The 21,560-nt window shown below is 63.6% G+C and carries 20 protein-coding genes; 5 read left to right on the top strand and 15 right to left on the bottom strand.

Annotated elements, in window-relative coordinates; genetic code table 11:
* Positions 1-56: 56 nt before the first annotated feature.
* From CI41S_RS22490 to CI41S_RS22480, 3 genes are all read right to left on the bottom strand, one after another.
* Positions 57-1,031, bottom strand: coding sequence for a zinc-binding alcohol dehydrogenase family protein (locus CI41S_RS22490; protein WP_139861626.1), 975 nt, complete (start codon positions 1,029-1,031; stop codon positions 57-59).
* Positions 1,032-1,201: 170 nt separating this feature from the next.
* The gene (locus CI41S_RS22485) at positions 1,202-2,155 is read right to left on the bottom strand and encodes an AraC family transcriptional regulator (RefSeq protein WP_244626635.1); all 954 of its coding nucleotides are present in this window, start codon (positions 2,153-2,155) and stop codon (positions 1,202-1,204) included.
* Between the two features lie 222 nt (positions 2,156-2,377).
* Complete coding sequence (locus CI41S_RS22480) at positions 2,378-3,028, bottom strand: response regulator transcription factor (protein ID WP_210241716.1); 651 nt, start codon at positions 3,026-3,028, stop codon at positions 2,378-2,380.
* Between the two features lie 350 nt (positions 3,029-3,378).
* Between CI41S_RS22480 and CI41S_RS22475 the strand changes: the two genes are divergently transcribed.
* A complete protein-coding gene (locus tag CI41S_RS22475) occupies positions 3,379-4,299 on the top strand; it encodes a CGNR zinc finger domain-containing protein (RefSeq protein WP_244626634.1) in 921 nt (306 codons plus the stop codon).
* 27 nt (positions 4,300-4,326) lie between these two features.
* Here CI41S_RS22475 and CI41S_RS22470 read toward each other — a convergent pair whose 3' ends face one another.
* The 5 genes from CI41S_RS22470 to CI41S_RS22450 form a co-directional block, all read right to left on the bottom strand.
* Positions 4,327-4,992, bottom strand: a complete 666-nt coding sequence (locus CI41S_RS22470; RefSeq protein ID WP_139861625.1) for a CGNR zinc finger domain-containing protein — start codon at positions 4,990-4,992, stop codon at positions 4,327-4,329.
* 105 nt (positions 4,993-5,097) lie between these two features.
* Positions 5,098-5,625, bottom strand: a complete 528-nt coding sequence (locus CI41S_RS22465; protein ID WP_139861624.1) for a YkgB family protein — start codon at positions 5,623-5,625, stop codon at positions 5,098-5,100.
* A 21-nt stretch (positions 5,626-5,646) separates the two neighbouring features.
* On the bottom strand, positions 5,647-6,234 hold the full coding sequence (locus CI41S_RS22460) for a sensor histidine kinase (protein ID WP_244626690.1): 588 nt from the start codon (positions 6,232-6,234) through the stop codon (positions 5,647-5,649).
* Positions 6,235-6,553: 319 nt separating this feature from the next.
* Positions 6,554-7,039: a sigma-70 family RNA polymerase sigma factor gene (locus CI41S_RS22455; protein WP_139861622.1), complete on the bottom strand. Its 486-nt coding sequence runs from the start codon at positions 7,037-7,039 to the stop codon at positions 6,554-6,556.
* A 155-nt stretch (positions 7,040-7,194) separates the two neighbouring features.
* Entirely contained in the window at positions 7,195-7,560 is a 366-nt protein-coding gene (locus CI41S_RS22450) for a response regulator transcription factor (protein ID WP_139479828.1), read from the bottom strand.
* 412 nt (positions 7,561-7,972) lie between these two features.
* Between CI41S_RS22450 and CI41S_RS22445 the strand changes: the two genes are divergently transcribed.
* Complete coding sequence (locus CI41S_RS22445) at positions 7,973-8,563, top strand: YkgB family protein (protein WP_347339260.1); 591 nt, start codon at positions 7,973-7,975, stop codon at positions 8,561-8,563.
* An 82-nt stretch (positions 8,564-8,645) separates the two neighbouring features.
* Here the strand turns inward: CI41S_RS22445 and CI41S_RS22440 are convergent, their stop codons facing one another.
* Complete coding sequence (locus CI41S_RS22440) at positions 8,646-9,965, bottom strand: sensor histidine kinase (RefSeq protein ID WP_172628140.1); 1,320 nt, start codon at positions 9,963-9,965, stop codon at positions 8,646-8,648.
* Positions 9,966-10,648: 683 nt separating this feature from the next.
* On the opposite strand from CI41S_RS22440, the gene CI41S_RS22435 reads away from it, so the two are divergent.
* From CI41S_RS22435 to CI41S_RS22425, 3 genes are all read left to right on the top strand, one after another.
* Positions 10,649-16,129, top strand: coding sequence for a trifunctional serine/threonine-protein kinase/ATP-binding protein/sensor histidine kinase (locus CI41S_RS22435; protein WP_139861620.1), 5,481 nt, complete (start codon positions 10,649-10,651; stop codon positions 16,127-16,129).
* Positions 16,130-16,235: 106 nt separating this feature from the next.
* The gene (locus CI41S_RS22430) at positions 16,236-16,418 is read left to right on the top strand and encodes a hypothetical protein (RefSeq protein WP_139861619.1); all 183 of its coding nucleotides are present in this window, start codon (positions 16,236-16,238) and stop codon (positions 16,416-16,418) included.
* A complete protein-coding gene (locus CI41S_RS22425) occupies positions 16,415-16,696 on the top strand; it encodes a hypothetical protein (protein ID WP_229173040.1) in 282 nt (93 codons plus the stop codon). The genes CI41S_RS22430 and CI41S_RS22425 overlap by 4 nt, the downstream gene beginning before the upstream one ends.
* 80 nt (positions 16,697-16,776) lie before the next feature.
* Here the strand turns inward: CI41S_RS22425 and ureG are convergent, their stop codons facing one another.
* The 6 genes from ureG to CI41S_RS22395 form a co-directional block, all read right to left on the bottom strand.
* Positions 16,777-17,427, bottom strand: a complete 651-nt coding sequence (gene ureG, locus CI41S_RS22420; protein WP_139862111.1) for an urease accessory protein UreG — start codon at positions 17,425-17,427, stop codon at positions 16,777-16,779.
* Positions 17,428-17,444: 17 nt separating this feature from the next.
* Positions 17,445-18,119: an urease accessory protein UreF gene (locus CI41S_RS22415; RefSeq protein ID WP_244626633.1), complete on the bottom strand. Its 675-nt coding sequence runs from the start codon at positions 18,117-18,119 to the stop codon at positions 17,445-17,447.
* Between the two features lie 52 nt (positions 18,120-18,171).
* On the bottom strand, positions 18,172-19,875 hold the full coding sequence (gene ureC, locus CI41S_RS22410; protein WP_139861617.1) for an urease subunit alpha: 1,704 nt from the start codon (positions 19,873-19,875) through the stop codon (positions 18,172-18,174).
* 18 nt (positions 19,876-19,893) lie between these two features.
* Complete coding sequence (locus CI41S_RS22405) at positions 19,894-20,223, bottom strand: urease subunit beta (RefSeq protein WP_139861616.1); 330 nt, start codon at positions 20,221-20,223, stop codon at positions 19,894-19,896.
* 83 nt (positions 20,224-20,306) lie between these two features.
* The gene (locus tag CI41S_RS22400) at positions 20,307-20,609 is read right to left on the bottom strand and encodes an urease subunit gamma (protein ID WP_139861615.1); all 303 of its coding nucleotides are present in this window, start codon (positions 20,607-20,609) and stop codon (positions 20,307-20,309) included.
* Between the two features lie 25 nt (positions 20,610-20,634).
* The gene (locus tag CI41S_RS22395) at positions 20,635-21,531 is read right to left on the bottom strand and encodes an urease accessory protein UreD (protein ID WP_139861614.1); all 897 of its coding nucleotides are present in this window, start codon (positions 21,529-21,531) and stop codon (positions 20,635-20,637) included.
* Between the last annotated feature and the right edge of the window lie 29 nt (positions 21,532-21,560).

Here is a 21,560-nt window from a genome sequence, read left to right as displayed (position 1 = left end):
AGCGGGCGGTCCGCACCGACATTGAAGACGTACCTGTTCTCGTTTCGAGCGTCGCCTCAGGCATGCACCACGACCAACTTGCCGCTGGCCTCGTTGGCCTCCATCACGCGATGGGCTTCGCGGATCTCCTCGAAACGGAAGGTTCTGATGGGCCTGACGTCGAGCCGACCCGCGGCCGCATCGGCGGCGATTTGCTGCAGCGGCACATCCGAGAGCGGAAAGCCCGGCGTTCCGAACACAAAACTGCCGAAGAACGTCAGATAGACACCGCTGGCCATCTGCAGCAGCGGATTGAAGTCGGCGATCGGATCGAGACCGCCAAGCCAGCCGGCCAGACACGAGCGGCCGCCGCGGCGAAGCATGGCAAGCGAATCGAGCATCACCGTGTTGCCCACCAAATCGAGCACGGCATCGATCTTTTTCGCCTCCGGGATATGTCCCGATAAATCACGTCGCTCGATTTCACAGCGCTCGGCGCCCAGCTTTTCGAGCATGGCAAAGCGTTCGCGGTTGCGGGTCGTTGCGACCACCCGAGCCCCGGCATTGACCGCCATCTTGAGCGCCGCCTGGCCGAACGAGGACGTCGCGCCGCGGATCACGAGCAGCTGCCCCCGCTCGATGGCGAGGTTGCGGAACAGACAGGTCCAGGCTGTCGCATAGGTTTCGGGAATCGCGGCGAGATCGGCCCAGGGCAGATCCGATTCGATCGATGCGACGTTGGAAACCGGCGCGCGGGTATATTCGGCATAGCTGCCATTGATGGTGCGGCCGAGGCCTCCCATCAGGGCGGCGACCTTGGCGCCGACCGGAAACTCGCCGCCGGGACAGGACTTCACGAGGCCCACGCACTCGATGCCGCTGACGGGCGCCGCTTCGGCCCACTCGCCCCGACGCATATGCATCTCGGCGTGATTGATGCCGAAGGCCTTGATCTGGATGACAACGTGCCCCGCCTTCGGCTCGGGCTCCGGGATGTCCTTGATGACAAGACTGTCGAGACCACCGAACTTTTCAAGCACGATTGCACGCATCGAACCATCTCCCGAATCCATTGTGAATGCGCGAAACGCCTCCAGCCCGGTCATCAGATGCTTTCGCGGATGGCGGTGGATCGGTTACAGGCGCACAAAGAAGTTATTCGTCCGCGGAAAGGTCAGGCAGACATCCGCAATCGCGCTTCGCCGGCGATCGGATCCTCGGCCTATTCGAATTCCCTGCGAAAAACCGTCGGCGTCCAGCCGGTGGTCTTTCGGAACGCGCTGCTGAAGGAACTGGTCTGGGCGTAGCCGAGGCTGAGCGCGATATCCGTGATCGACGTCGTCCGATCCGCCAGCAGCAACTTGGCAACCTCCATGCGACGCTGGACCTGGTATTGATGCGCCGGGATGCCGAACGATTGCTTGAACGCGCGACAGAAGTGATGAAGGCTCAGCCGAGAAAGCTCGGCGAGCGTCAGCAGGCAGATCTGTTCGCCAAGATGCTCCTCGATGTAGCCGACCACGGCGCGCTTTTGCCAGCTGGCAAGACCGCCGCGGATCACCGCCGGCTCGCGAACCAACTCCTGGTCGACGCGAGAGAGCTCATGGGCCAGTACGCCGGAGAGCGCCTCCAGATACGGCGCATGTTTGGCCTGGCCGCTCTCGATCGTATGCTTCAGCTTCGATGCCGTTTCCCAGACCAGGCTGTCTTCGAAGTACAGTCGTGGCAGCAGGGCGGTTTCGCCGTCCGAGGCACGGAAGGCCGCGGGATTCAGATAGAGAAACGTCAACCGCGTTGACGCTCCGGCTTCATGGCACTCACGGTATGCGCATCCCGCGGGCACGAAGGTGAGTTTGTGCACAAAACTTCGAAGCCGCGACCGCAGGCCATCGACCGTCGTCTCGCCGTTCTTGCGCATGCCCTCGTCGTACAATGCGAGCAGATGCCAGAGTCCCTGGAAGTAGAACTCGATCTTGCTGCCGATTGGAATGTGGATGCTTTCCGAATGCCACCAATGCCAGCCCGTGCCCAAGCGCTTGGCGGCTTCAGCGGGGGTGATCTTGACGGTTTGATGATGGACGGTGCCGCCGACTGATTTCAGCGGGTCCGCGTCAACTCTCTCCCTGCCCTGTACGATGTCGACAGAAACGCCATCGATGCCATCCTGGCGCATCATTCTGCGCTCCCTCGAACTCGACATGCATGTCGCCATCGCGATCATTCCTCCTCGGAAGCAAGGGTCCATGCGAGGCCGTATGGCAGCACAGTACGCGGCGACACCATGCTGTCGGCCGTGGATGTCGACAATCTCTCGGTTGGGATGCACGATCCCATACCTTGGTATGGGCGGCTTGAGGACGGGCAAGTTTCCGGTAATCGCAAGCGACGGCGGCGGCCGCTACCGCTCGATGTCGAGAGCTTCGGCCATTCGAGCCAGCGTCGCCACCGAGCTCGCGCCCAACTTCCGCATCACGCTGCCGCGATGCATCTTGACGGTGACCTCGCTGATCGAGAGCTCGGTGGCAACCTGCTTGTTCATGAGCCCTGAGGCCACCAGCGCCATGACCTGGCGTTCACGCGTGGTCAAACGCGCATACTTCTCCCGCAACACTGCGATCTGCGCGATATCCTCGCGCCGATCGAGGTCAAGCCGGATCGCAACCGCGATCGCATCGAGCAAATCCTGATTCCTGATCGGCTTGGTCAGAAAATCCACCGCGCCCAGTTTCATCCCTCGCACACTCATCGGGATGTCACCGAAGCCGGTCATCAGAATGACGGGCAGCCCGACGTTGATGCTTGCAAGATACTCCTGCAGCTCGAGGCCGCTGGTGCCCGGCAACCTGACGTCCAGCACCAGACATGCCGGAGTATCGGGGAGTTCGGCCTTGAGAAAATCCGCGGCCGATTTGTACAGCGCGACTTGATAGTCCAGCGAGCGGAGCAGGTCTCCGAGCGACTCAAGCACCGCCACATCGTCGTCGACGATATGCACAAAGCCCGAAGACGGCATTCTTGGTTGCTTCTTCGCGTCTGAATCGATGGGCATGCCGGGAGAACGAATGCGAATGTCGCGCCTTGCGTCTTGGTTTCTTGCACCCATTGACGCCCTCCTTGCGGGGCGAACTAAGCTCTTTCTGCCCCTCAGCGGAAGCCCCCGCGAAGATGGCCAACCCCGATCAGATTACCAGCGTCAGTGTGACGCATGTAACCGTTCGTGTTGAATTTGACAAGTTAGGCGTTCCGACTGCCGAAGGAACCGCGCCGCTGCCGTTCCACGGGCTGGAGCGAACCGACACGGGCAACTCACGGCCAAGCGGATGTCGGCCACCCGGCCGTCGCGCAGCCGTCCGTTCCACCTGCATGAGATGGCAAGGGCGCTCATGCCAGCGCGGTTGGTTGCTGGCAACTGCCGAAGTCGTGATCGAAATCATCCTCCGCGATGTAACCGCTTCGATCGCACCTGCGAATATCCAGATGCGCGACGAGAGCGACGCGGCGAATTCGCTTTTCTTGGCGCAACGTCCCTCTCGCAGCATCGCGTTGGACAATCGGAAGGGAGACGAGGCCAATGACCCGGATCAGCCACCGCCGGCGCAACGGCGGACACATTGCAGCGTCTCGCGGGGAGGCGGGCCGGCCGGGCGAACCACAGGCCGTTGCTGCATCGGCGTGCAATCGCGGGCCCCGCATTATCGCACGCGCATGACGACCTTCGCTGCCAACGCCATCGGTCTCGACTTTCTGAACGCGCTCGGCGAGTTGCCCGGCGCCGCGTCGAGGACGATCTCCGATGGCGAAACCTTCCTGCAATGGTTGGAGGACACGGCGCTCGTGCCGGCGGAGGTCGTCGAGAGCGTGCGGAAGACGGCGGAGCGTGACGCGCTCGAGACCGTGGCCGCTGATGCCAAGGCCCTGGGTAAGTGGTTTCGAACCTTCGTCGAGGATTTCAAGGGCGCACCATTGCCGCCTCAGGCGATCGAACGACTGGGGCCGCTCAATCGAATCCTGGAACGGGATGTCCAGGTCACCCATATTGACGTGTCAGACGGACCGAACGGCGGCATCGCCGGATCAGGCCTCAAATGGTCCACGGCGCGCATTTGGCGATCCCCCGACATGCTGCTGCTGCCGGTCGCCGACGCGATGGCTGAACTGGTGTGCGAGGAAGATTTCAGCAATGTGCGGAGCTGCGAAGGTCCGGAGTGCGGGCTGCTGTTTCTGGACAGAACCAGAGGACGCGTTCGCCGCTGGTGCTCGATGGCGGTCTGCGGCAACCGCGCCAAGCGCGTGATGCGGCGAAGCTCCGGAAGCCGATGATGCCGGAAACGATCGGTGTGAGCGGGGTTATTTGCGGGCGCGCGAGACGCGCTCGCGATGCGCCGCCTGCTTGGCCCGATTTCCGCACACGGCCATCGAACACCAGCGGCGCGCGCGTCCGCGCGTCCGGTCCACGAACATCAGCGTGCAGCGATGTCCCTCGCAGGCCTTGACCTGCCGAAAATCCTCGTCGCACACCAGCTCGGCCATCGCTTTCGCAATCGGAAACAGCAGCGCATCCGGCGATCGCCACCGCCGCTGCGGACGCCATGCCAGCCCGGAAACCGGCGCGTCGTCTTCACCCGCGCCTCCCGGCTTCCTGCGACCAGGCTCGCGGGAGACGACCTGGCCGAACCCCTCGTCCCTTATCAGTATCCGGTTCAACGGCTGCAGCTCCTGAAGCACCTTCGGCTTCAGCGGCTTGCCTTTATGCGCCTTCACAAATCCGCGGAACCACTCGCGCAGCTTGCGAGCCTGCGCCGCGACCGCGTCAAATTCGCCCGGCGCCGCCGCCTTGCGCATGTCGGCAATCGCCTCAGGCGTCACCAGGCCGGCCTGCAATAGCCAGGCAATCAGATCCTCGCCCGATCCGATCCAGTCGATCTCGGTGTCCACGGGCGTCGCGAGCGAATTCAGGAAGTCGAGACCGGGAGAATCCGCGACCAGGATCGGCGCGGGACGCGGGTCAGTCATCGGAATCACCTAGGGCGTTGCCCAAGGTGTAACCGCTCGAAGCCGTCTCTACAAGTTAAGCCGATCGCCCGGGCCGGTGTGCTTCAGCCGGCGCGGGATACGATCTCACGACAGCGCCTTCGCAACGACCGGGCTCGTGACGCGGGCCACGTCCTGCTTCAGGAGATACAGCGACACGGCCAGCAGGACGACATCCTTCATCAGGAACGGCACGTTGCCGGTCATCGCCGGAAACCCTCCGGCCGACGCATCCCAGCCATCCGGCATGAAGGGAATGATGCTGACCGTCGCGATAAACGTCGCGCTCGAACCGATAGCACCGAGAACGCCGAGACGCTTGTCCCAAAAGCCGGCGAACAGAAGCGCACCCCAGGTCCATTCGGCGACGCCAAGAAACCAGCTGGCGCCCTGGTGCCCGAAGACGGGATAAAGCCACCAGATCAGCGGGCCATTGCTGATGAACGGCACCAGACGGTCCGCCTCATACGCCCACCACTTCTGATAGCCGAAGAAGAAGAACATGATCACCATCGAGGCGCGGACGATATGGTAATCAAGATCGTTCGCGAGCAGCCCCGACCGGCGCAGGATGCCGACGATCGGGTTCAGCGTGACGTCGATGAGCGTGTTCATGGTGATGACTCCTGATTGCTCCTAGCCGACCCACTCTCCCCGAACCGACCCGGAATCGAGTTCGAGGAGCAGACGGCAGACCAGGCCGGTTGGGGCAAAATCCAGATCGACTTGTGCGCGGGGCAGCGCCTTCGCGATCAGGCGCATGCCAAAGCCCTCGTTCGCCGGCTTTCTCACCTGCAGTCCGCCGCGCTCGCGCCACTGGATGGCGAGGGCCCGGCCGCAGGGTCCCGGCACGATGTCCCAAAGCACCTCGACCGATCCCGACCTCGAGCTCAGGGCGCCGTGCTTGCCGGCGTTCGTCACCAGTTCGTGGAAGATCAGATGAAGCGGCAGCGCAACATGCGGCTCGAGCGTGATGTCCGGTCCCGCCAGGACGAGACGATCGCCCGGGCGTGCCGCGTGCGGCCTGAGCGTCAGCTGAAGCAGCTTCGCCAGCGTGACACGGGATTGGTGCGCGCGCTCGATCAGATCATGAGCGTCCGACAACGCCTCGATCCTGGCGTGGACCGCCGTGCGATAATCATCGGCCGTCGCCGCCTCGGTGTTGGTCACGAGACACTGAACCACGCCGAGCAGATTGTGGATGCGATGCCGAAGCTCCCGCACCAGCAATTGCGTTGCGGCGTTGCGCTCGCGCCCCAGATCACACCCGGGCTTCCCGCGCGCAGCCCGAGATGGGTCGGAAGCTGTCGGCCTCATTCATCAACCCGCTCTTGTCGGATCCGCACGAACTCGATCGTCCCGACCTCCGTTCGATACGGAGCCGCGCGGAAGGTACGCGCATTGTCGGGCATCCTGCGGGGGCCGGCTATTTCGGGATTGTGACCGTTGAGGTGATCTTGATGAATTAGCGCCGCGCGCTCCACGCTGACGCGACGCATTGGCGGCATTCCCGATGCAGCTCAGCAGGCTCGCCGCGTCGGCATCAGGACACGAAGGTTGCAAGTTTCTTGAGGCCGCGATGGATATTGATCTTGACCAGGGATGCGGACTGCCCGGTCGCTCCCGATGCGCGCGCGATGCTGAGCCCCTTCAGTTTCACGAGGCGGATCACGCATTCCTGCGCCGGCTTCAAGCGGCCGAGCAGATGATCCAGCGCGGCGGCACTGACCGCGGCGCCCTCGTGATCCTCGACCGCAATCTCCTCGTCGAGCGACAGCGCGGTATATCGAGATGCGTCACGGATCCGGTCGATCCATTTGTAATGCGCGATCGCCATGACCCATGCGCCGAACGACTTCGATGGTATGTAGCTGTAGCGTTTGGCGTGGATGGCCAGAAGTGCGTCCTGTCTGGCATCGTCGGCAGCCGGATGGGGCAATCGGCGGGCATAGTAGCGGCGCAACCACACATCCAGTTCTCGAAGCAACTGCTCGTAGGCCCGACTGTCGCCGGCCTGCGCCGCGGCCATGAGACCTCCCCATCGCCGTGAGCACTTGTTCCAGTTCTCCCATCGGGCGTTGTGCCGCGGACGGGCGCCGCGCCCCGCGCGCGAGGGACCGGCATCACCAACGGACGCCGGCGAAGCCGATATCGGAGCGACGGTGCCGTCGTTCGCGGGCGTTTTCATCTGACCAGGCTCCTCTCGATACAATCGAGCAATGAACTCGTTTCAAATGGTTTTCTGAGCAGGCACAGAGCACCTCTCGAGACCGCTTCGTCGTCCAGATACTTGTCGGGAAGAGCCGTAATGAGGATGACCGGGGTGGCGATGCCCTGCTGCTGGAGTTCCCGGATCAGATCGAGGCCTCCCATCCCGGGCATGTGAACGTCGGCGATGATGCAGTCCAAAGTGAATCTGCCCGCGGACGTCAGCAATGTCTCCGCCGAGGTAAAGGCCTCGGCGCGATAGCCGACGGAGCGCATCAGGTCGACCAGGGATGAGCATAGCGGTTCGTCATCATCGACAACTGCGACAAAAGGAATTGTCACCGAAGGCAGTCCTGCAAGGTGGCCAAGATCACCGCACCCAACAAGACGAAGACGGCCTCGTTGGGTGAGCTATCGCGCGGCATCCGGGCGTAGAAAATTGCCAAGCAAGGGAGCGCGCATGACCTCCCTGGCCTGACCAGTCCACCTGCGCCGAGCGGCAGCGCAATGCGCCGCGACACGATGCTTTCAACGGCGTCCCCAAAACAATATCTCGGTTGTGATGCCAGGACCCATACCTTGGTATAGGTTTCTCCGCGGCGTCCGACCGCGAGAGGGAGCCGGTCGCTGTTCGTTCCCTTCGGGCGCAGGCGTGAAAGTCCGCAAGATTGCGAAATCCGCGGCAACGGACGCGCTGCGCCTCCCCGAGAGCCCTGATATTGCTTGATCGACGGACAGCGCCCGTCGCGAGCGCATGTCTGATCATCGAAAAGCGAAGCGGCGCTCGTCACTCCGTGTTCGACGGCGCATTGGAGCCACTCACATGGACGCTCTCATAGCGAAGCTCTCGAAACTGGACATCGTCAGAGGCGACTTCGATTATCATTTCGTTCGCGCGACGATGATCATCGTCTTCCTCGTCTTCAGCTGCCAGAAATGGTTCGACTATGAAGCGCACGCGCTGATCCCGTTCATCAGCCACGGGCCGCTGATCTTCTGGCTTTATCCGGTGTTCGGCATACGCGGCGCGGCGTTCTTTCTCGGCAGCGCGGAATTTTTGATCGGCGCGCTGCTGCTGCTGGGGTTCTGGAACAGAAGGCTGGCTGTCCTCGGTTCGCTCGGTTCGTGCGCGACCTACGTGGCAACGGTAACGATCATCCCGTTCTTCCCCGAAGCCTGGGCGGCGCCTGCCGGCGGCTTTCCGGCCGCGACGCTGCCGTTTCTCTTCCTTGTGAAGGATATCGTGCTGCTGTCCGCATCGGTGTATCTGCTGAAGCAGGATATCCTGCGCGCAAGCAACAGCGAACGCTGGATCGCATTCAGCGAACGGGAAGCGACCAACTAGAGAGTCCGATCGTTGAAGCGGAGTGTCCGGGCCTTCCGATCGTGATCGGTGGGTCGAGCCGGTCTGCGAACGGCCCGTCAGGTCAATCGCCGGAGACCGCGTCCTCATCGACGACAGCATCGCCGGGCATCTCATCCCGGTCGGCCGGAATCGTGAACTGGAACAGCGCTCCGTCCGGCTCGCACCGGGTCGCCGACAAACGTCCGCCATGCGCTTCAACGATCGAGCGACAGATCGCCAAGCCCATTCCCATGCCGTCGGCCTTGGTTGTGTAGAAGGGCTCAAAGAGACGCGGGGGACACTCCGGCGGCAACCCCGGGCCGGTATCCCGAACGCCGACCCGCACGCCTTCCGCAACGCTTTCGGTGCTGACCTGCAATTCACGGCGACCTGAACTGATGCCGCTCATCGCCTGAATGGCGTTGACGAACAGGTTCAGCAGGACCTGTTGCAGTTGCAGGCGGTCTCCCTGGATATGGGGCAACGAAGACGCAAGCCGGGTGCGCACACTCACGCCGTGCTTGATGGCCTCGCCATGGGTGAGAACAGCCACCTCCTGAATCGCGCTGTTGATATCCAACGGCTCTCTGCGCGACGGCTGCTTCTTGGTGAGACCCTGCAGGCCCGTGATGATGCCGCCACCGCGCAGCGCTCCTTCGAGCACTCGCTCGATGGAACGCCGTGCCTCTTCGAGGCCAGGCGGCTGTTTCGCAAGCCATCGCAGGCCGGCGTCTCCGCTCGCGACCACGGAGGTCAACGGCTGCTTGAGTTCGTGGGCAATCGACGCGGCGAGTTGTCCAAGGATGGCGACGCGGTTCGCGCGTGCCAGCTCGTGCTGCAATTCGCGATACTGCCGCTCGCGACGCGTGCTCTCCAGGGCAATGGAGGCCTGCGCGGCGAAGTCGGTAAACAGGGCAATCTCCTTGTTGGTGTATGGCCGCACCCCGATCCGGCCCAGATTGATCGTGCCGATGAGATCGTCATCCTTGAACATCGGCACGACCAGCATGGTTCGAACGCCGAGCATGTCGACGACACCCCGGATGAGCGGCTCACCGCGATGATAGGCCTCGTGGACCGCCAGATCGGGGATATGGCTCGGTATCCTGCTTGCAGCCAACGCGCCGACATAGCTGCCGTGATCCACGAGGTCCGGCACCCGCCACCGCTTGAGGAGGTCGGGATTCCCTCGGATCGCGACCAGACGGAAGCCCTCTTTCTCGAACAGACGCAGGCTGCCGAGGTCACCGCGGCAAAGCCTCGCGGCGCTGTCCAGGATGGCGTCGAAGATCGGCTGCAGATCGCTTGGCGAGCGGGCAATGGCACGCAGGACTTCCGATACGGCCGCTTGCTGTGCAACGAGTTCGGCTACCTGCTGTTCCAGCTCCGAACGGGAAGACACGCGAGGGCGCACACCCCGCTTCCCGGCAGGTCGCCTCGTCCGTACCGGTCGCCTCATCGCTCCGTGTTGACTCTCTCAGGCGGGTGCTCTGGCTGCAGCCCGCGTGCATTCGCGCCAGGGGCGGTCAGCGGGTGAGCCAGCATCGTGGGGTCCAAATATCGTCGCATACACGCTAGCGGCTCCGGCGTGGAGTAACCCTAATACGGCGAGTAGATAGGTTACTCGCGAACGGTTTGTCCAGCCAACTCCGACATAGCTAATTCGCGGAGCAGGGTCGTTTCGTTACAGGCAGACGAGAGGAAATCCCCTGCCCGCAGAACAACTGGCCGATCGGATCTTCGAAGCTCGCGAGATCCTGGTTGTCGAACGCAAAGCCGTTGTTCTCGCGACAAAGTGATCCTTCAGACGTCCGTCGATGGAGCTTCGCCATCGCTCCCGGTGTCATGTGCAGCTGTTGCGAATTCTGCTCGGGGGTGTAACCGGCTTGATCCCGTGTCCGAACATCCAGAGTCCACCGGTCCGTGACCGACCGCCCGGCCCGCCGATGGAGCTGACCAACGCGTCCTCTCGACCGGACGGCATTCTTGCGTCCGGTATGCGCGGGAAGATGAAGGCAGGTGTTTTGCAGCCGGCGAGACCCAGTCGCCGCCAACGCTATCCGTCTCCCGAAGGATGCGCGATCGATGATTGACCTCACGAAATGCGCCGTCGAACGCCTGCGGGCAGACGATACGTTCATCCTGTATCGGGCCGATCCGGGGGGCGGAGCGCGCTCGCAACTCGTCCTCGTCCCGCGGCAGCCGACGATACGCAGCCTCGAGAAGCTTGAAAACGAATTCGCCCTGGCCGCCGATCTTGACCCGGCCTGGGCCGTGCTTCCGGTCGAGTTGATCCCCCACAAGGACAACATGATGCTTGTGCTCGAGGACCCCGGCGGCGAACCGCTGACCGGGCGCATCGGCAATCCGCTTGACCTTGACGCTCGACTTCGGCTGGCGGTCGGGATGGCCGGCTGCGTGGCCAGGCTGCACCGCCAGAGGCTGGTGCATCGCGACATCAAGCCGGGAAATTTCCTGGTCACCGAGCGCGACGGCCTGCGCCTGACCGGATTCGGGAACGCCACGCATCAGACCTCCCAGGAGACCGCCCACGGCGTCGCCGCAGACGTGATTGCCGGTACGCTGCCCTATATCTCGCCGGAACAGACCGGCCGGATGAACCGGCCGATCGATGCCCGCAGCGATCTCTATTCACTTGGCGTCACGCTTTATGAGCTGTTCACCGGCACCCTGCCGTTCAGCGCATCTGCGCCCGAGGAGTGGATCCACTGCCACGTCGTCCGCGCGCCTCCCGCGCCGAGCGCGCGCATGCCGGATCTGCCGCCACAGATTTCCGCCATCGTGCTCAAGCTGCTGTCGAAGGAGCCCGCCGACCGCTATCAGTCCGGAGAGGGTCTTGCGGCCGACCTCGAGGAATGCCTGGCGGAGTGGACCGCCCGGCGGCGCGTCCATCGTTTCGCCCTCGGCAGGTACGATGCCGTCACCACCATCCGGATCCCACGCACCCTTTACGGCCGGGCCGATGACATCGCCGCCCTGCACACGGTCTACGACCGCGTCGCCACGTCAGGGCAGACCGTGGTTGCGCTGATCTCCGGGCCTTCCGGTGTCGGGAAATCATCGCTCGCCGCGGAATTTCAATCCCATCTGGCGCCGGAGGGCGCCCTGGTCGCGACCGGCAAATTCGATCAGCAAACGCGTGATACGCCCTATGCGGCGCTCAACCAGGCCTTCGCATCGCTGCTGCGCCAGATTCTCACCTACGATGACGAGGAGGTTGCCGCCTGGCGGCAAACGCTGGCCGAGGCGATCGGACCGAACGGTCATCTTGTGACGGAACTGATCCCCGCGTTCGAGCTGATCCTCGGTCGGCAGCCTCCGGTCGAGGACCTGACGCCCCAGGATCGGTTGAACCGCCTGCGCATCGTGTTCCGGCGGCTCGTCGGGGCCTTTTCCCGCCCCGGCCGCCCCCTCGTCCTGTTTGTGGATGACCTGCAATGGCTGGATGTGGCGACGGTCGATCTGGTCGGCGATCTCGTCACTCGGCGCGATGTGTCGAACCTGATGCTGATCGGAGCCTACCGGACCAACGAGGTCGGCCCCTCCCATCCACTGACCTTGCAGCTCGACACGATTCGCACCGCGGGCGTGCCCGTCGAGGAGGTCGTGCTGGATCCTCTGAGTTCGCTCGACATTGCGGTCTTGATTGCAGAAACACTCGAATGTGGGCGCGCGGAAGCGCGGTCGCTGGCAAAGCTGGTTCATGCCAAGACCGGCGGCAATGCGTTCTTTGCCACCCAGTTCCTCCGGACGCTGAATGACGAAGGCCTGCTGGCATATGATCCGCGTGCGGGCGCCTGGCAGTGGGATATCGCCCGCGTTCGGGCCCAGGGCCTCACCGACAGCGTCGCCGATCTGATGGCGGCAAAACTCAACCTGCTGTCTGGAGGTTCGCGGCAGGTCCTGCTGGATCTCGCATCGCTGGGCAGCGCCGCCGAGGTTGAGAGTCTCGCGGTCGCCTCCGGCCAGTCGATGCAGGAGGTCATTGCGAGCCTGCGTCCGGCGCTGCAGGCCGGTCTCGTCGCGCGCAAGGGCAGGTCTTACGCCTTCGTGCACGATCGCGTGCAGGAGGCTGCTTACGGGCTTGCGCCCGCCGAATCCAGGCCCGCTTTGCATCTCCGCATCGGGATGGCGCTGGCAGGACAAACAGCTCCGGACGAGACGAGCGAGAAACTTTACATCGTCGCCAACCAGCTCAATCGCGGCGTCACCGCCGTGACGAACGACGTCGAACGGCAACACATCATCGCCGTCAACCTTGCGGCCGGCCGGCGCGCACGGAGTGCGGCGGCCTACAATGCCGCAATCGCCTATCTCGAGATCGCCCAGCAGTTGCTCGGCGACGACGCGCATCCGCGCTGTAGCGAGAGGGCGTTTGCAATCGCCTTGCTGCGCGCCGAATGCGAATTCCTGGTCGGACATCTCGATGTCGCGGAAGCACATCTACTTCTGCTGTCGCAGAATTGCGCCAACCTGCAAGCCAGCGCGGCCGTCGCCAGGATTCTGTCCAACCTCTACTCGATGCAGGGCCAGCTTGCGCGCGCCGTTGCCGTCTGTCTCGATGTTTTGCGTTTGATCGGGATCGACTGGCAACCCCATCCGACCGACAGCGAAGTGGACGAGGAAGGCCGTCGCCTGCGGATGCTGTCCGAGCAGCTGTCGGACGACGACCTTCGCGCATTACCCCCCATGACCGACCCCGACCATCGCACGGCGATGGCAGTGTTCGCCGACCTCGTCTCACCTGCTCTCCTCACCGATCTCAACCTGTCGCACCTTGTGATCATGGGGGCGGCACGCCTGACGCTGCAGCACGGAAGCTGCGAGAGCGCTTGCTACCCGCTGGTGTGCGTGTTCAGCGTTTTCTTCAACCGTTACGCAGATCCGCAATTCGGCGTCCGTCTGGCGCAGCTCGGGGTTTGGCTGGCGGAGCGGCAGCCGCAACTCGGATTCAGCGGCCGGGCGATCGCCGTATTCGGCTATTATGTCATCCCCTGGGTTCAGCCGATCCGGTCCGCGTTGCCGTTCGTTCGACGCGGCCGGGATATTGCATTGGCGACGGGGGACCTTGCCTGGGTCGCCTATTTGAGTTGGATGCTGACATCGATCCGCCTGTTCTGCGGCAATCCGCTTCAGGAGGCCTTGAATGATGCAGAAGGGGACGTTGCATTCGACCAGGCTGCGGGTTTCGAACTGCCGGCCGCAAACTCGGCGACGCAAAGAGATCTGGCGCTCAGCCTGATCGGCCACAACAACGACCGCAGCTTCGAGGAGCCCGGTCCCATCGACGTCTATCCCCGGCATGAGGCTTGGCCTCAGACGGCCTGCATGCATTATGTGAACCGGATCCAGGTCAACGTGCTGGCAGGGCACCACGATGCTGCTGTTGCATTGGTCGCACGGGCCGACCAGCTTTACCTGCGCGTACGCGCCTATCTGGAGTTGGTGGAATACCGGTTCTATGCAGCGCTCGCCCATGCGGCCGCACACGATGCAGCACCGCCAGAGCGACGCGAGTTGCATGTCGAAAGCATTCGTCAGCATTGGCACGAGCTCACCATCCGCTGCGCGCACGCCACGGAAAACTTCGCCGGCCGATTGACGCTGCTCGCGGCCGAGATCGCGCGCATCGAAGGCCGGGAACTCGAGGCGGAACGGCTGTACGAGGAAGCGATCCGCCTGGCCCGAGAGGCCGACTTCGTGCAGATCGAAGCGATCGCCGCCGAGCGCGCGGCGAAGTTCTACGAGGCGCGCGGCATTCGAACCGTGGTCCTCTCCTATCTGGCGATTGCACGCGACTGCTACCAACGGTGGGGTGCTGACGCCAAGGTCCGGCAACTCGAGCGCACCCATCCGCATTTGCCCTCCTCGGATGCGCGTATCCCGATTGCCGCTGCCGACCTGCCGCTGCAGCAGCTCGACGTCAACGCGCTGTTCAAGGCGTCTCGCGCGCTGTCCGGAGAAATCGAACTTGGCACGTTGATCCGGACCTTGATGCAGGTCGTGATCGAGCAGGCCGCCGCCGAACGCGGCATCCTGTTCCTGGTAGGAAATGACGGTCCGAAGATCGCCGCGGAGGCGCACCTTTCGGCACGCGGCGTCGACGTGACGATGTCGGAAGCCGATCATCGTCACGTCCAATTCCCTCAGCCGGTACTGAACTATGTTGTCCGGACCCGAACGAGCCTCAATTCGGCCGAGCCGGCAAACAAGGCGCTGTTCTCGGCAGATCCCTACCTGCGGCAAAGACGGCGGGTCTCATTTCATTGCCTCCCGATCGTCGCGCAGGCCAAGCTCGTCGGCGTGCTCTACCTCGAGAGCAACGTTACAGTCGGCGCATTCACCCCGCAGCGGACGATCGTGCTTGACCTGCTCGCGGCGCAAGCAGCGATCTCACTCGAGAATGCACGGCTATACGCCGACCTGCAGCGCAGCGAAGCCTTTCTGGCCGAGGGACAGAGCATCAGCCACACCGGAAGCTGGAGCTGGAATGCGCGTACCGGCCGATTGATTTGGTCCGACGAGCACTATCGGATCTTCGGCGCGGATCCCCGCAGCGGAAAGCCGCCGAGCGTCGCGGGCGCCTTTCGCATGGTCCATCCCGAGGACCGCGCTGCCCTTCGCAGCACGGTGCAAGCGTCGATGCGCAACGACGAAGTCTTCGATTGCGAATTCCGCCTGGTCCGTCCGGACGGGGTGCGGCATTTGCATATCGTGGGGCGACCTACTCCCTGCGAACCAGCGCGGCTGAGGAGTTACATCGGCACCACGATCGATCTGAGCGATTACAGGCGTGCGCAGGAAGCGTTGCAGGCGGCGCAGTCCGACCTTGCGCATGCGTCCCGCCTCACCGCGTTCGGCGAACTGACCAGCCTGATCGCGCATGAGGTGCGCCAGCCGCTGACGGCCATCGCCGCAAGGGCCGGCGCCTGCGGCGCCTGGCTCGCGCGCAACCCTCCCGAGATCGGCAAAGCCGCCGCCGCGGCAGCGCGCATCGCCGGATACGCGCATCGCGCCAGTGGCGTGATGGAGAGCATCCGCCAGATGACCAGGAAGTCGGCGCCGACGCGAGCGCCGCTCGACGTGATCGACGCGATCAGGGAAACCGCGGCGCTGTTGAGCAGTGAGATCCGCCGGCAACGCGTGGTGCTCAGAATGGATCTTGCGGTCGGCCCGCACATCGTGCTCGGTGACCGCGTGCAATTGCAACAGGTCGTCATGAACCTGATGATGAACGGGATAGAGGCGATGGCCACGACGGAGGACCGGCCTCGATTTCTTTCCCTGGGCGCGGCGCTGACCTCCTCGGGGACCGTCGCGGTCGCCGTGGCTGATGTCGGCATCGGCCTGCCGGCCGGCGAGACCGAGCATCTGTACGATGCCTTCTTCACGACCAAGCCGAGCGGCCTGGGCGTCGGCCTGTCGATTTGTCGGTCGATCATCAAGGCGCATGGCGGCGCGCTGTGGGCATCGCCCAATCATCCCCACGGCAGCGTGTTTCGCTTCACGCTACCCATCGCGCACTCCGACTCCCGGCAGAGCTAGCCTGGCGCAGCCGGGCCGCAATTTCGGAATATTGGAAGAATATCGCTGAGTTGCCCGACGTGTCAAGCGGATCTTGCCGGAGGCCGGTAGCCGCCGGCTACTTTGCATGGGGTTGTTTTTCGGCATTTCGCAGCGCGCACCTGGCGGGCCACGGTTCCCGCCTTTCGACCGCAGCATTCGCCAAGATCGGCGTAGCCGCAACAATCCGGAGAAAGAGTTTGAGGTCGAGAGCCTCTATGACCACGAGGATCACACATCGTCCGATCTGCCGAAAGGAGACGAACAGTGAAGATATCCTCGATTGCTTCATGCACGCTGCCGTCCGCCGGTCTGCTTCTCGCCCTCGCCACGCCAATCGCGGCGGAATCCGCGCCAAACCCGTCATCGGCCAAGGCGCCTCCGCCGGCAGCCGTTGAAGATGTCCGCGTGCAACCGCGCGGCCAGGAGTTCATGCCGAATTCGGCGGAAGACCAGGCCACTCAGCGTCGCCAGTCGATCTTCAACGAACAACAAGGCATCGACAATGCCGAGTTCGACCGGAAGCTGAAGATCTGTCGCGGCTGTTGATGCGTTCGCGGTTGAAGACGCGCCGTGCCGCTGCTGCATGCGCGGCCGGCTATCTTTCGGCCTTGCAGGCCTGACGTTGTTCAGAGCGCCATGGTGGTCAGGCCGCCCTTTTCCAGGATGAAGGCGGCGATCTCCTCCACGCCCAATCCGCTTTTCAGATTCGAGAAGATGAAGGGTCGTATGGCGCGCATGCGCCGAGCGTCGGATTCCATGACCTGGAGATTGGCCCCCACCATCGGCGCGAGGTCGATCTTGTTGATTACCAGCAGGTCCGACCGTGTGATGCCGGGTCCGCCCTTGCGCGGAATCTTTTCGCCCGCGGCGACGTCGATCACGTAGATGGTCAAGTCGGCCAGTTCGGGGCTGAACGTGGCGGCGAGATTGTCGCCGCCCGATTCCACGAAGCAGAGCTCGGTAGCCGGGAATTTCACGTTCATGTCGTTGATCGCGGCAAGGTTCATCGAGGCATCCTCGCGGATCGCGGTATGCGGGCAGCCACCCGTCTCGACGCCCACGATCCGTTCGGCCGGAAGCGCTTCCGCGCGGGTCAGGATCAGCTGATCCTCCTTGGTGTAGATGTCGTTGGTGATCACATAGATCGAGTAGAAGTCCCGCAGATGCTTGCACAACGCCTCCACCAGCGCTGTCTTGCCGGAGCCGACCGGCCCGCCGATGCCGACACGGAACGGTCCGTGGCTTGATGGAGCGGGCCGCGTGCGAGGCGACGACATCGTGCTTGCGTTCGTGCTCATGACCGGAACAACCTCGTATATTGTGTTTCGTGCGCGATAGAAGCGAGCTCGACCATGAACCCCGCCGACCCCAACTCATCGATGGTCGCGCTGACTGCCTTGGCACTCAGGGCGAGGATCGGGTGCTCAAGCGCCGCGATCGCAAGCTGGCCGTCGGTCTGACCGAGGGGGATCAGCCTCACGCCCGCCATGACCAAATTGGCGACGTAGCTGTGCAGGAAGGCCGGCAGGGCAAGGCAGAGCGGAATTCGCTCGCGCGCCGACCGCGCACCAAGCACGACGGCCAGCACCGGCGCGCAGTGCATGTGCGCGAAGACATCGAGGATTCGGTCGGGCCAGACCTGGCGAAGCGTCGCAAGACAGGCCGACGATTGCTGTGCCGACTCCAGCACAAATTCGGACGTGCCGCGGAAAGCTGCGGCCAGCTCCGCAAGCTGCGGGAGTTCGGCCTCCCGGCCCTCGCTCACGGAGCGATAGGCATCCTTGAAGAAGATCGCCTCATTGCGGCCGGAGCCGTAGCAAAGATCGGCCTCGAGCCAGTCAACGAGGCTGCAGCGGCTGGTGATATGGCCGGCCTCCACCGCCCATTCGAGACCATGCGAATAGCTGTAGGCGCCGTTCGGGAACGACGGCGAGAGCCAGCTCTGCAGTCGCAGCAATGCCTGCGGCAATTGCGCAAATTGCTCGGCAGTCATCGTGCGTTCCGAATGTGCCGGCATGGCATCAATACATGAAATAGCGCTGCGCCATCGGGACCACCTTGACCGGCGGACAGGTGAGCAACCGTCCGTCGGCGCGGACCTCGTAGGTCTCCGAATCCACCTCGATGTGCGGAACCGCGCTGTTGAGAACCATCGAGTGCTTGCCGATCGCGCGCGTGTTCGACACCGGCAGAAGCCGTTTCGCCAGCCCAAGCTGCCGCGTCCTGTCGAGCGAAGCCTGGCTGACGAATGTCACCGAGCTTGCCGCGACGGAGCGGCCGAATGCGCCGAACATCGGCCGATAATATTCGGGCTGCGGCGTTGGAATCGACGCATTGGGGTCGCCCATGATGGCGGCCGCGATGGTGCCGGATTTCAGCACCATGTCGGGCTTGATCCCGAAGAAGGCCGGCTCCCAGATCACGATATCGGCGATCTTTCCCACCTCGATCGAGCCGACATAGCCGGAAATGCCCTGCGCGATCGCCGGGTTGATCGTGTACTTGGCGATGTAGCGCCTGGCGCGAAAATTGTCGTTCTGGCCCGCCTCCTCCGGCAATCGCCCGAACTGCTGCTTCATCTTGTCCGCGGTTTGCCAGGTGCGCGTGATCACCTCGGCGACGCGCCCCATCGCCTGGCTGTCGGACGATGCGATCGAGAGCGCCCCGATATCGTGCAGAATATCCTCCGCCGCGATCGTCTCCTTGCGGATCCGGCTTTCGGCAAACGCCACGTCTTCCGGAATGCGGCGGTCGAGATGGTGCGTCACCATCAGCATGTCGAGCGCTTCATCGAGGGTGTTGACGGTGTAGGGCCGGGTCGGATTGGTCGACGCGGGAATGACGTTCTTCTCGCCGCACGCCTTGATGATGTCGGGCGCATGCCCGCCGCCGGCGCCTTCGGTATGGAATGTGTGGATGGTTCGGCCCTTGAACGCCGCCATCGTGCTCTCGACGAAGCCGCCTTCGTTCAACGAGTCGGTATGGATCAGGACCTGGATGTCCATCTCGTCCGCGACGGAGAGACAGCAATCGATCGCCGCTGGGGTCGCGCCCCAGTCTTCGTGCAGCTTCATTCCGCATACGCCGGCTTCGATCTGCTCGATCAATCCCGCGGCTACGCTTGCATTTCCCTTGCCGAACAGCCCGATGTTCACCGGGAATGCGTCGGCCGCCTCCAGCATCCGCTGGATGTGCCACGGTCCGGGGGTGCAGGTGGTCGCCGTCGTTCCCGCCGCCGGACCGGTTCCGCCGCCCATCATGGTGGTCACGCCGGAATAGAGCGCTTCCTCGATCTGTTGCGGGCAAATGAAATGGATGTGCGTATCGATGCCGCCGGCGGTGATGATCTTGCCCTCGCCTGCGATGATTTCGGTCCCGGGCCCGATCACGATGTCGACGCCACGCTGCACGTCGGGATTGCCGGCCTTGCCGATCGCGGCAATGAGCCCGTCCCTGATCGCGATGTCGGCCTTGACGATGCCCCAGTGGTCGAGGATCAGCGCGTTGGTGATGACGGTGTCGGCCGCCCCCTCACTGCGCGTGCGTTGCGATTGTCCCATGCCGTCGCGGATGACCTTGCCGCCGCCGAACTTCACCTCCTCGCCGTAGACCGTGAAGTCTTTTTCCACCTCGATCAGCAGATCGGTATCCGCGATGCGGACCTTGTCTCCGACGGTCGGTCCGAACATCTGCGCGTAAGCCGCGCGGCTCATGGTGTAGGCCATCGGTGCTTACCTCATTCGTCACTTGCCGGCGTCGCCTGACGCGGACAGCGGCCCCATGACGGCGCCGCTGAAGCCATAGATGCGGCGGGCTCCGCCATACGGGATCATGGAAACGTCACGCGATTGACCAGGCTCGAAGCGCACCGCGGTGCCTGCCGGAATATCGAGCCGGCATCCGAGGACCGCCGCGCGATCGAACGCCAGGGCGGCGTTGACTTCGGCAAAATGATAGTGGCTGCCCACCTGAACCGGCCGATCGCCGGTGTTCGAAACCGTGATCGATATGACCTTCGCATCCTTGTTCAGGACGAGATCGCCCGCGCCGGGGATGACCTCGCCGGGGATCATGACGTCACCCGCAGCGAGTGCATGGCGGTGCGCCTCGCAAGGACTGGGGATCGCGCGATCCGGGATAGGCGCATGGTTCACTCCTATCGAATGGGGCTGTGGACCGGGACCAGCTTGGTCCCGTCCGGAAAGGTCGCTTCGATCTGGATCTCGCGGACCATCTCCGGGATGCCGTCCATGACCTGATCGCGCGTGAGCACCCGGCCGCACTCGGACACGAGTTCGTTGACCGTCCTTCCGTCGCGGGCTCCCTCCATGATGAAGTCCGCGATCAATGCGATGCTTTCGGGATAGTTGAGCTTGACGCCTCTCGCGAGCCTGTCGCGCGCGACAATTGCCGCGAGGGCCACCATCAACTTGTCCTTTTCGCGTGGCGTCAGGTTCACACCGTCCTCCGTTTGCTGAAGCGCACTAGCACGACCACATCTTCGGAACCGCAAAGGGGCCGGTGCCGAGTTCGCGGCTGAATTGATCGAGCAGGCTGCGCAGCTCGCGCTTCAGGTCGGCGCCGGCGATCGCGGCCAGGCGCACGATGATGATGGCGCCGACTATGGTGGCGGCACATTTGCAGCCGAGCGAGCTCGCGATCTCGCGCAAGACGTCCAGTCGCCTGGCCAGACTCGGCCCGAAATAGATCAGGGTGCCGACGGCTCTCCAGTTCGAGAGCAGCGCGTCCCTGTGCAAATGCGCGAACGTGTCGTCGGATATGAGGAAGGCATCCGCCCAGAGCAGACGGCCGTCGAGCTTGACGCGCCAGCTATCGAGAACGTAGCCACCCCGCACCTCCTCGCCGCTGTCAATGCGACCGAGAACCAGCCACTCGAGGGCGATCACCTCCACACCGGAGCGAAGGTCGAGCTCGGTGCGCCGTTTGACGCGCGCCCGGTCGAAGATGATCGTCTCCTGCGGAAGCCACGCCAGCCTGGCAGTCTCGTGAGCTGAGAGCCGCGTCGTGATTTGCGCCGGGCGATCGAGGGCCCGGTAGACCTTCTCCGCGGCCTGCGTCGTGACGGCGACGGACGCCGCGCCCCGGGCGACCACGTCGACGTCCAGACGGTCGCCGCCGGCGATCCCGCCCGAGCAGTTGATGACGACCGCTTCCAAGGATCGTCGGCCGTCGACGCCAGGAAACGCCAGCGCGATCGGAAATTTCTGATAGGTATCGACAATCCTCGTACCGCTTGCATCGCCCGCAAACACGACACGACTGGCGCCGACCGCGCGCTCGAGATCGATATCGCGAGCACTAGCCTGTCCCGTGCTGCTTCCGGGCAACTCTCGTGGCTCTCCGTGAGCGAGCTCGTACATTGAACGACTGAATCAAACCGGGGTTGCAG

Source organism: Bradyrhizobium ivorense (genome assembly GCF_900696085.1).
GTDB classification, from domain to species: domain Bacteria; phylum Pseudomonadota; class Alphaproteobacteria; order Rhizobiales; family Xanthobacteraceae; genus Bradyrhizobium; species Bradyrhizobium ivorense.
Note: the sequence above shows the minus strand (reverse complement) of the source record. Positions and strands in the feature narration are given on the sequence as shown.

Bases quoted from the DNA above. Each gene is read 5' to 3' on its own strand.
- CI41S_RS22490 (WP_139861626.1), bottom strand. From the start codon at position 1,031: ATGCGTGCAATCGTGCTTGAAAAGTTCGGTGGTCTCGACAGTCTTGTC.
- CI41S_RS22485 (WP_244626635.1), bottom strand. From the start codon at position 2,155: ATGATGCGCCAGGATGGCATCGATGGCGTTTCTGTCGACATCGTACAG.
- CI41S_RS22480 (WP_210241716.1), bottom strand. From the start codon at position 3,028: ATGCCCATCGATTCAGACGCGAAGAAGCAACCAAGAATGCCGTCTTCG.
- CI41S_RS22470 (WP_139861625.1), bottom strand. From the start codon at position 4,992: ATGACTGACCCGCGTCCCGCGCCGATCCTGGTCGCGGATTCTCCCGGT.
- CI41S_RS22465 (WP_139861624.1), bottom strand. From the start codon at position 5,625: ATGAACACGCTCATCGACGTCACGCTGAACCCGATCGTCGGCATCCTG.
- CI41S_RS22455 (WP_139861622.1), bottom strand. From the start codon at position 7,039: ATGGCCGCGGCGCAGGCCGGCGACAGTCGGGCCTACGAGCAGTTGCTT.
- CI41S_RS22445 (WP_347339260.1), top strand. From the start codon at position 7,973: ATGTCTGATCATCGAAAAGCGAAGCGGCGCTCGTCACTCCGTGTTCGA.
- CI41S_RS22435 (WP_139861620.1), top strand. From the start codon at position 10,649: ATGATTGACCTCACGAAATGCGCCGTCGAACGCCTGCGGGCAGACGAT.
- CI41S_RS22430 (WP_139861619.1), top strand. From the start codon at position 16,236: ATGGGGTTGTTTTTCGGCATTTCGCAGCGCGCACCTGGCGGGCCACGG.
- ureG (WP_139862111.1), bottom strand. From the start codon at position 17,427: ATGTCGTCGCCTCGCACGCGGCCCGCTCCATCAAGCCACGGACCGTTC.
- ureC (WP_139861617.1), bottom strand. From the start codon at position 19,875: ATGGCCTACACCATGAGCCGCGCGGCTTACGCGCAGATGTTCGGACCG.
- CI41S_RS22405 (WP_139861616.1), bottom strand. From the start codon at position 20,223: ATGATCCCCGGCGAGGTCATCCCCGGCGCGGGCGATCTCGTCCTGAAC.
- CI41S_RS22395 (WP_139861614.1), bottom strand. From the start codon at position 21,531: ATGTACGAGCTCGCTCACGGAGAGCCACGAGAGTTGCCCGGAAGCAGC.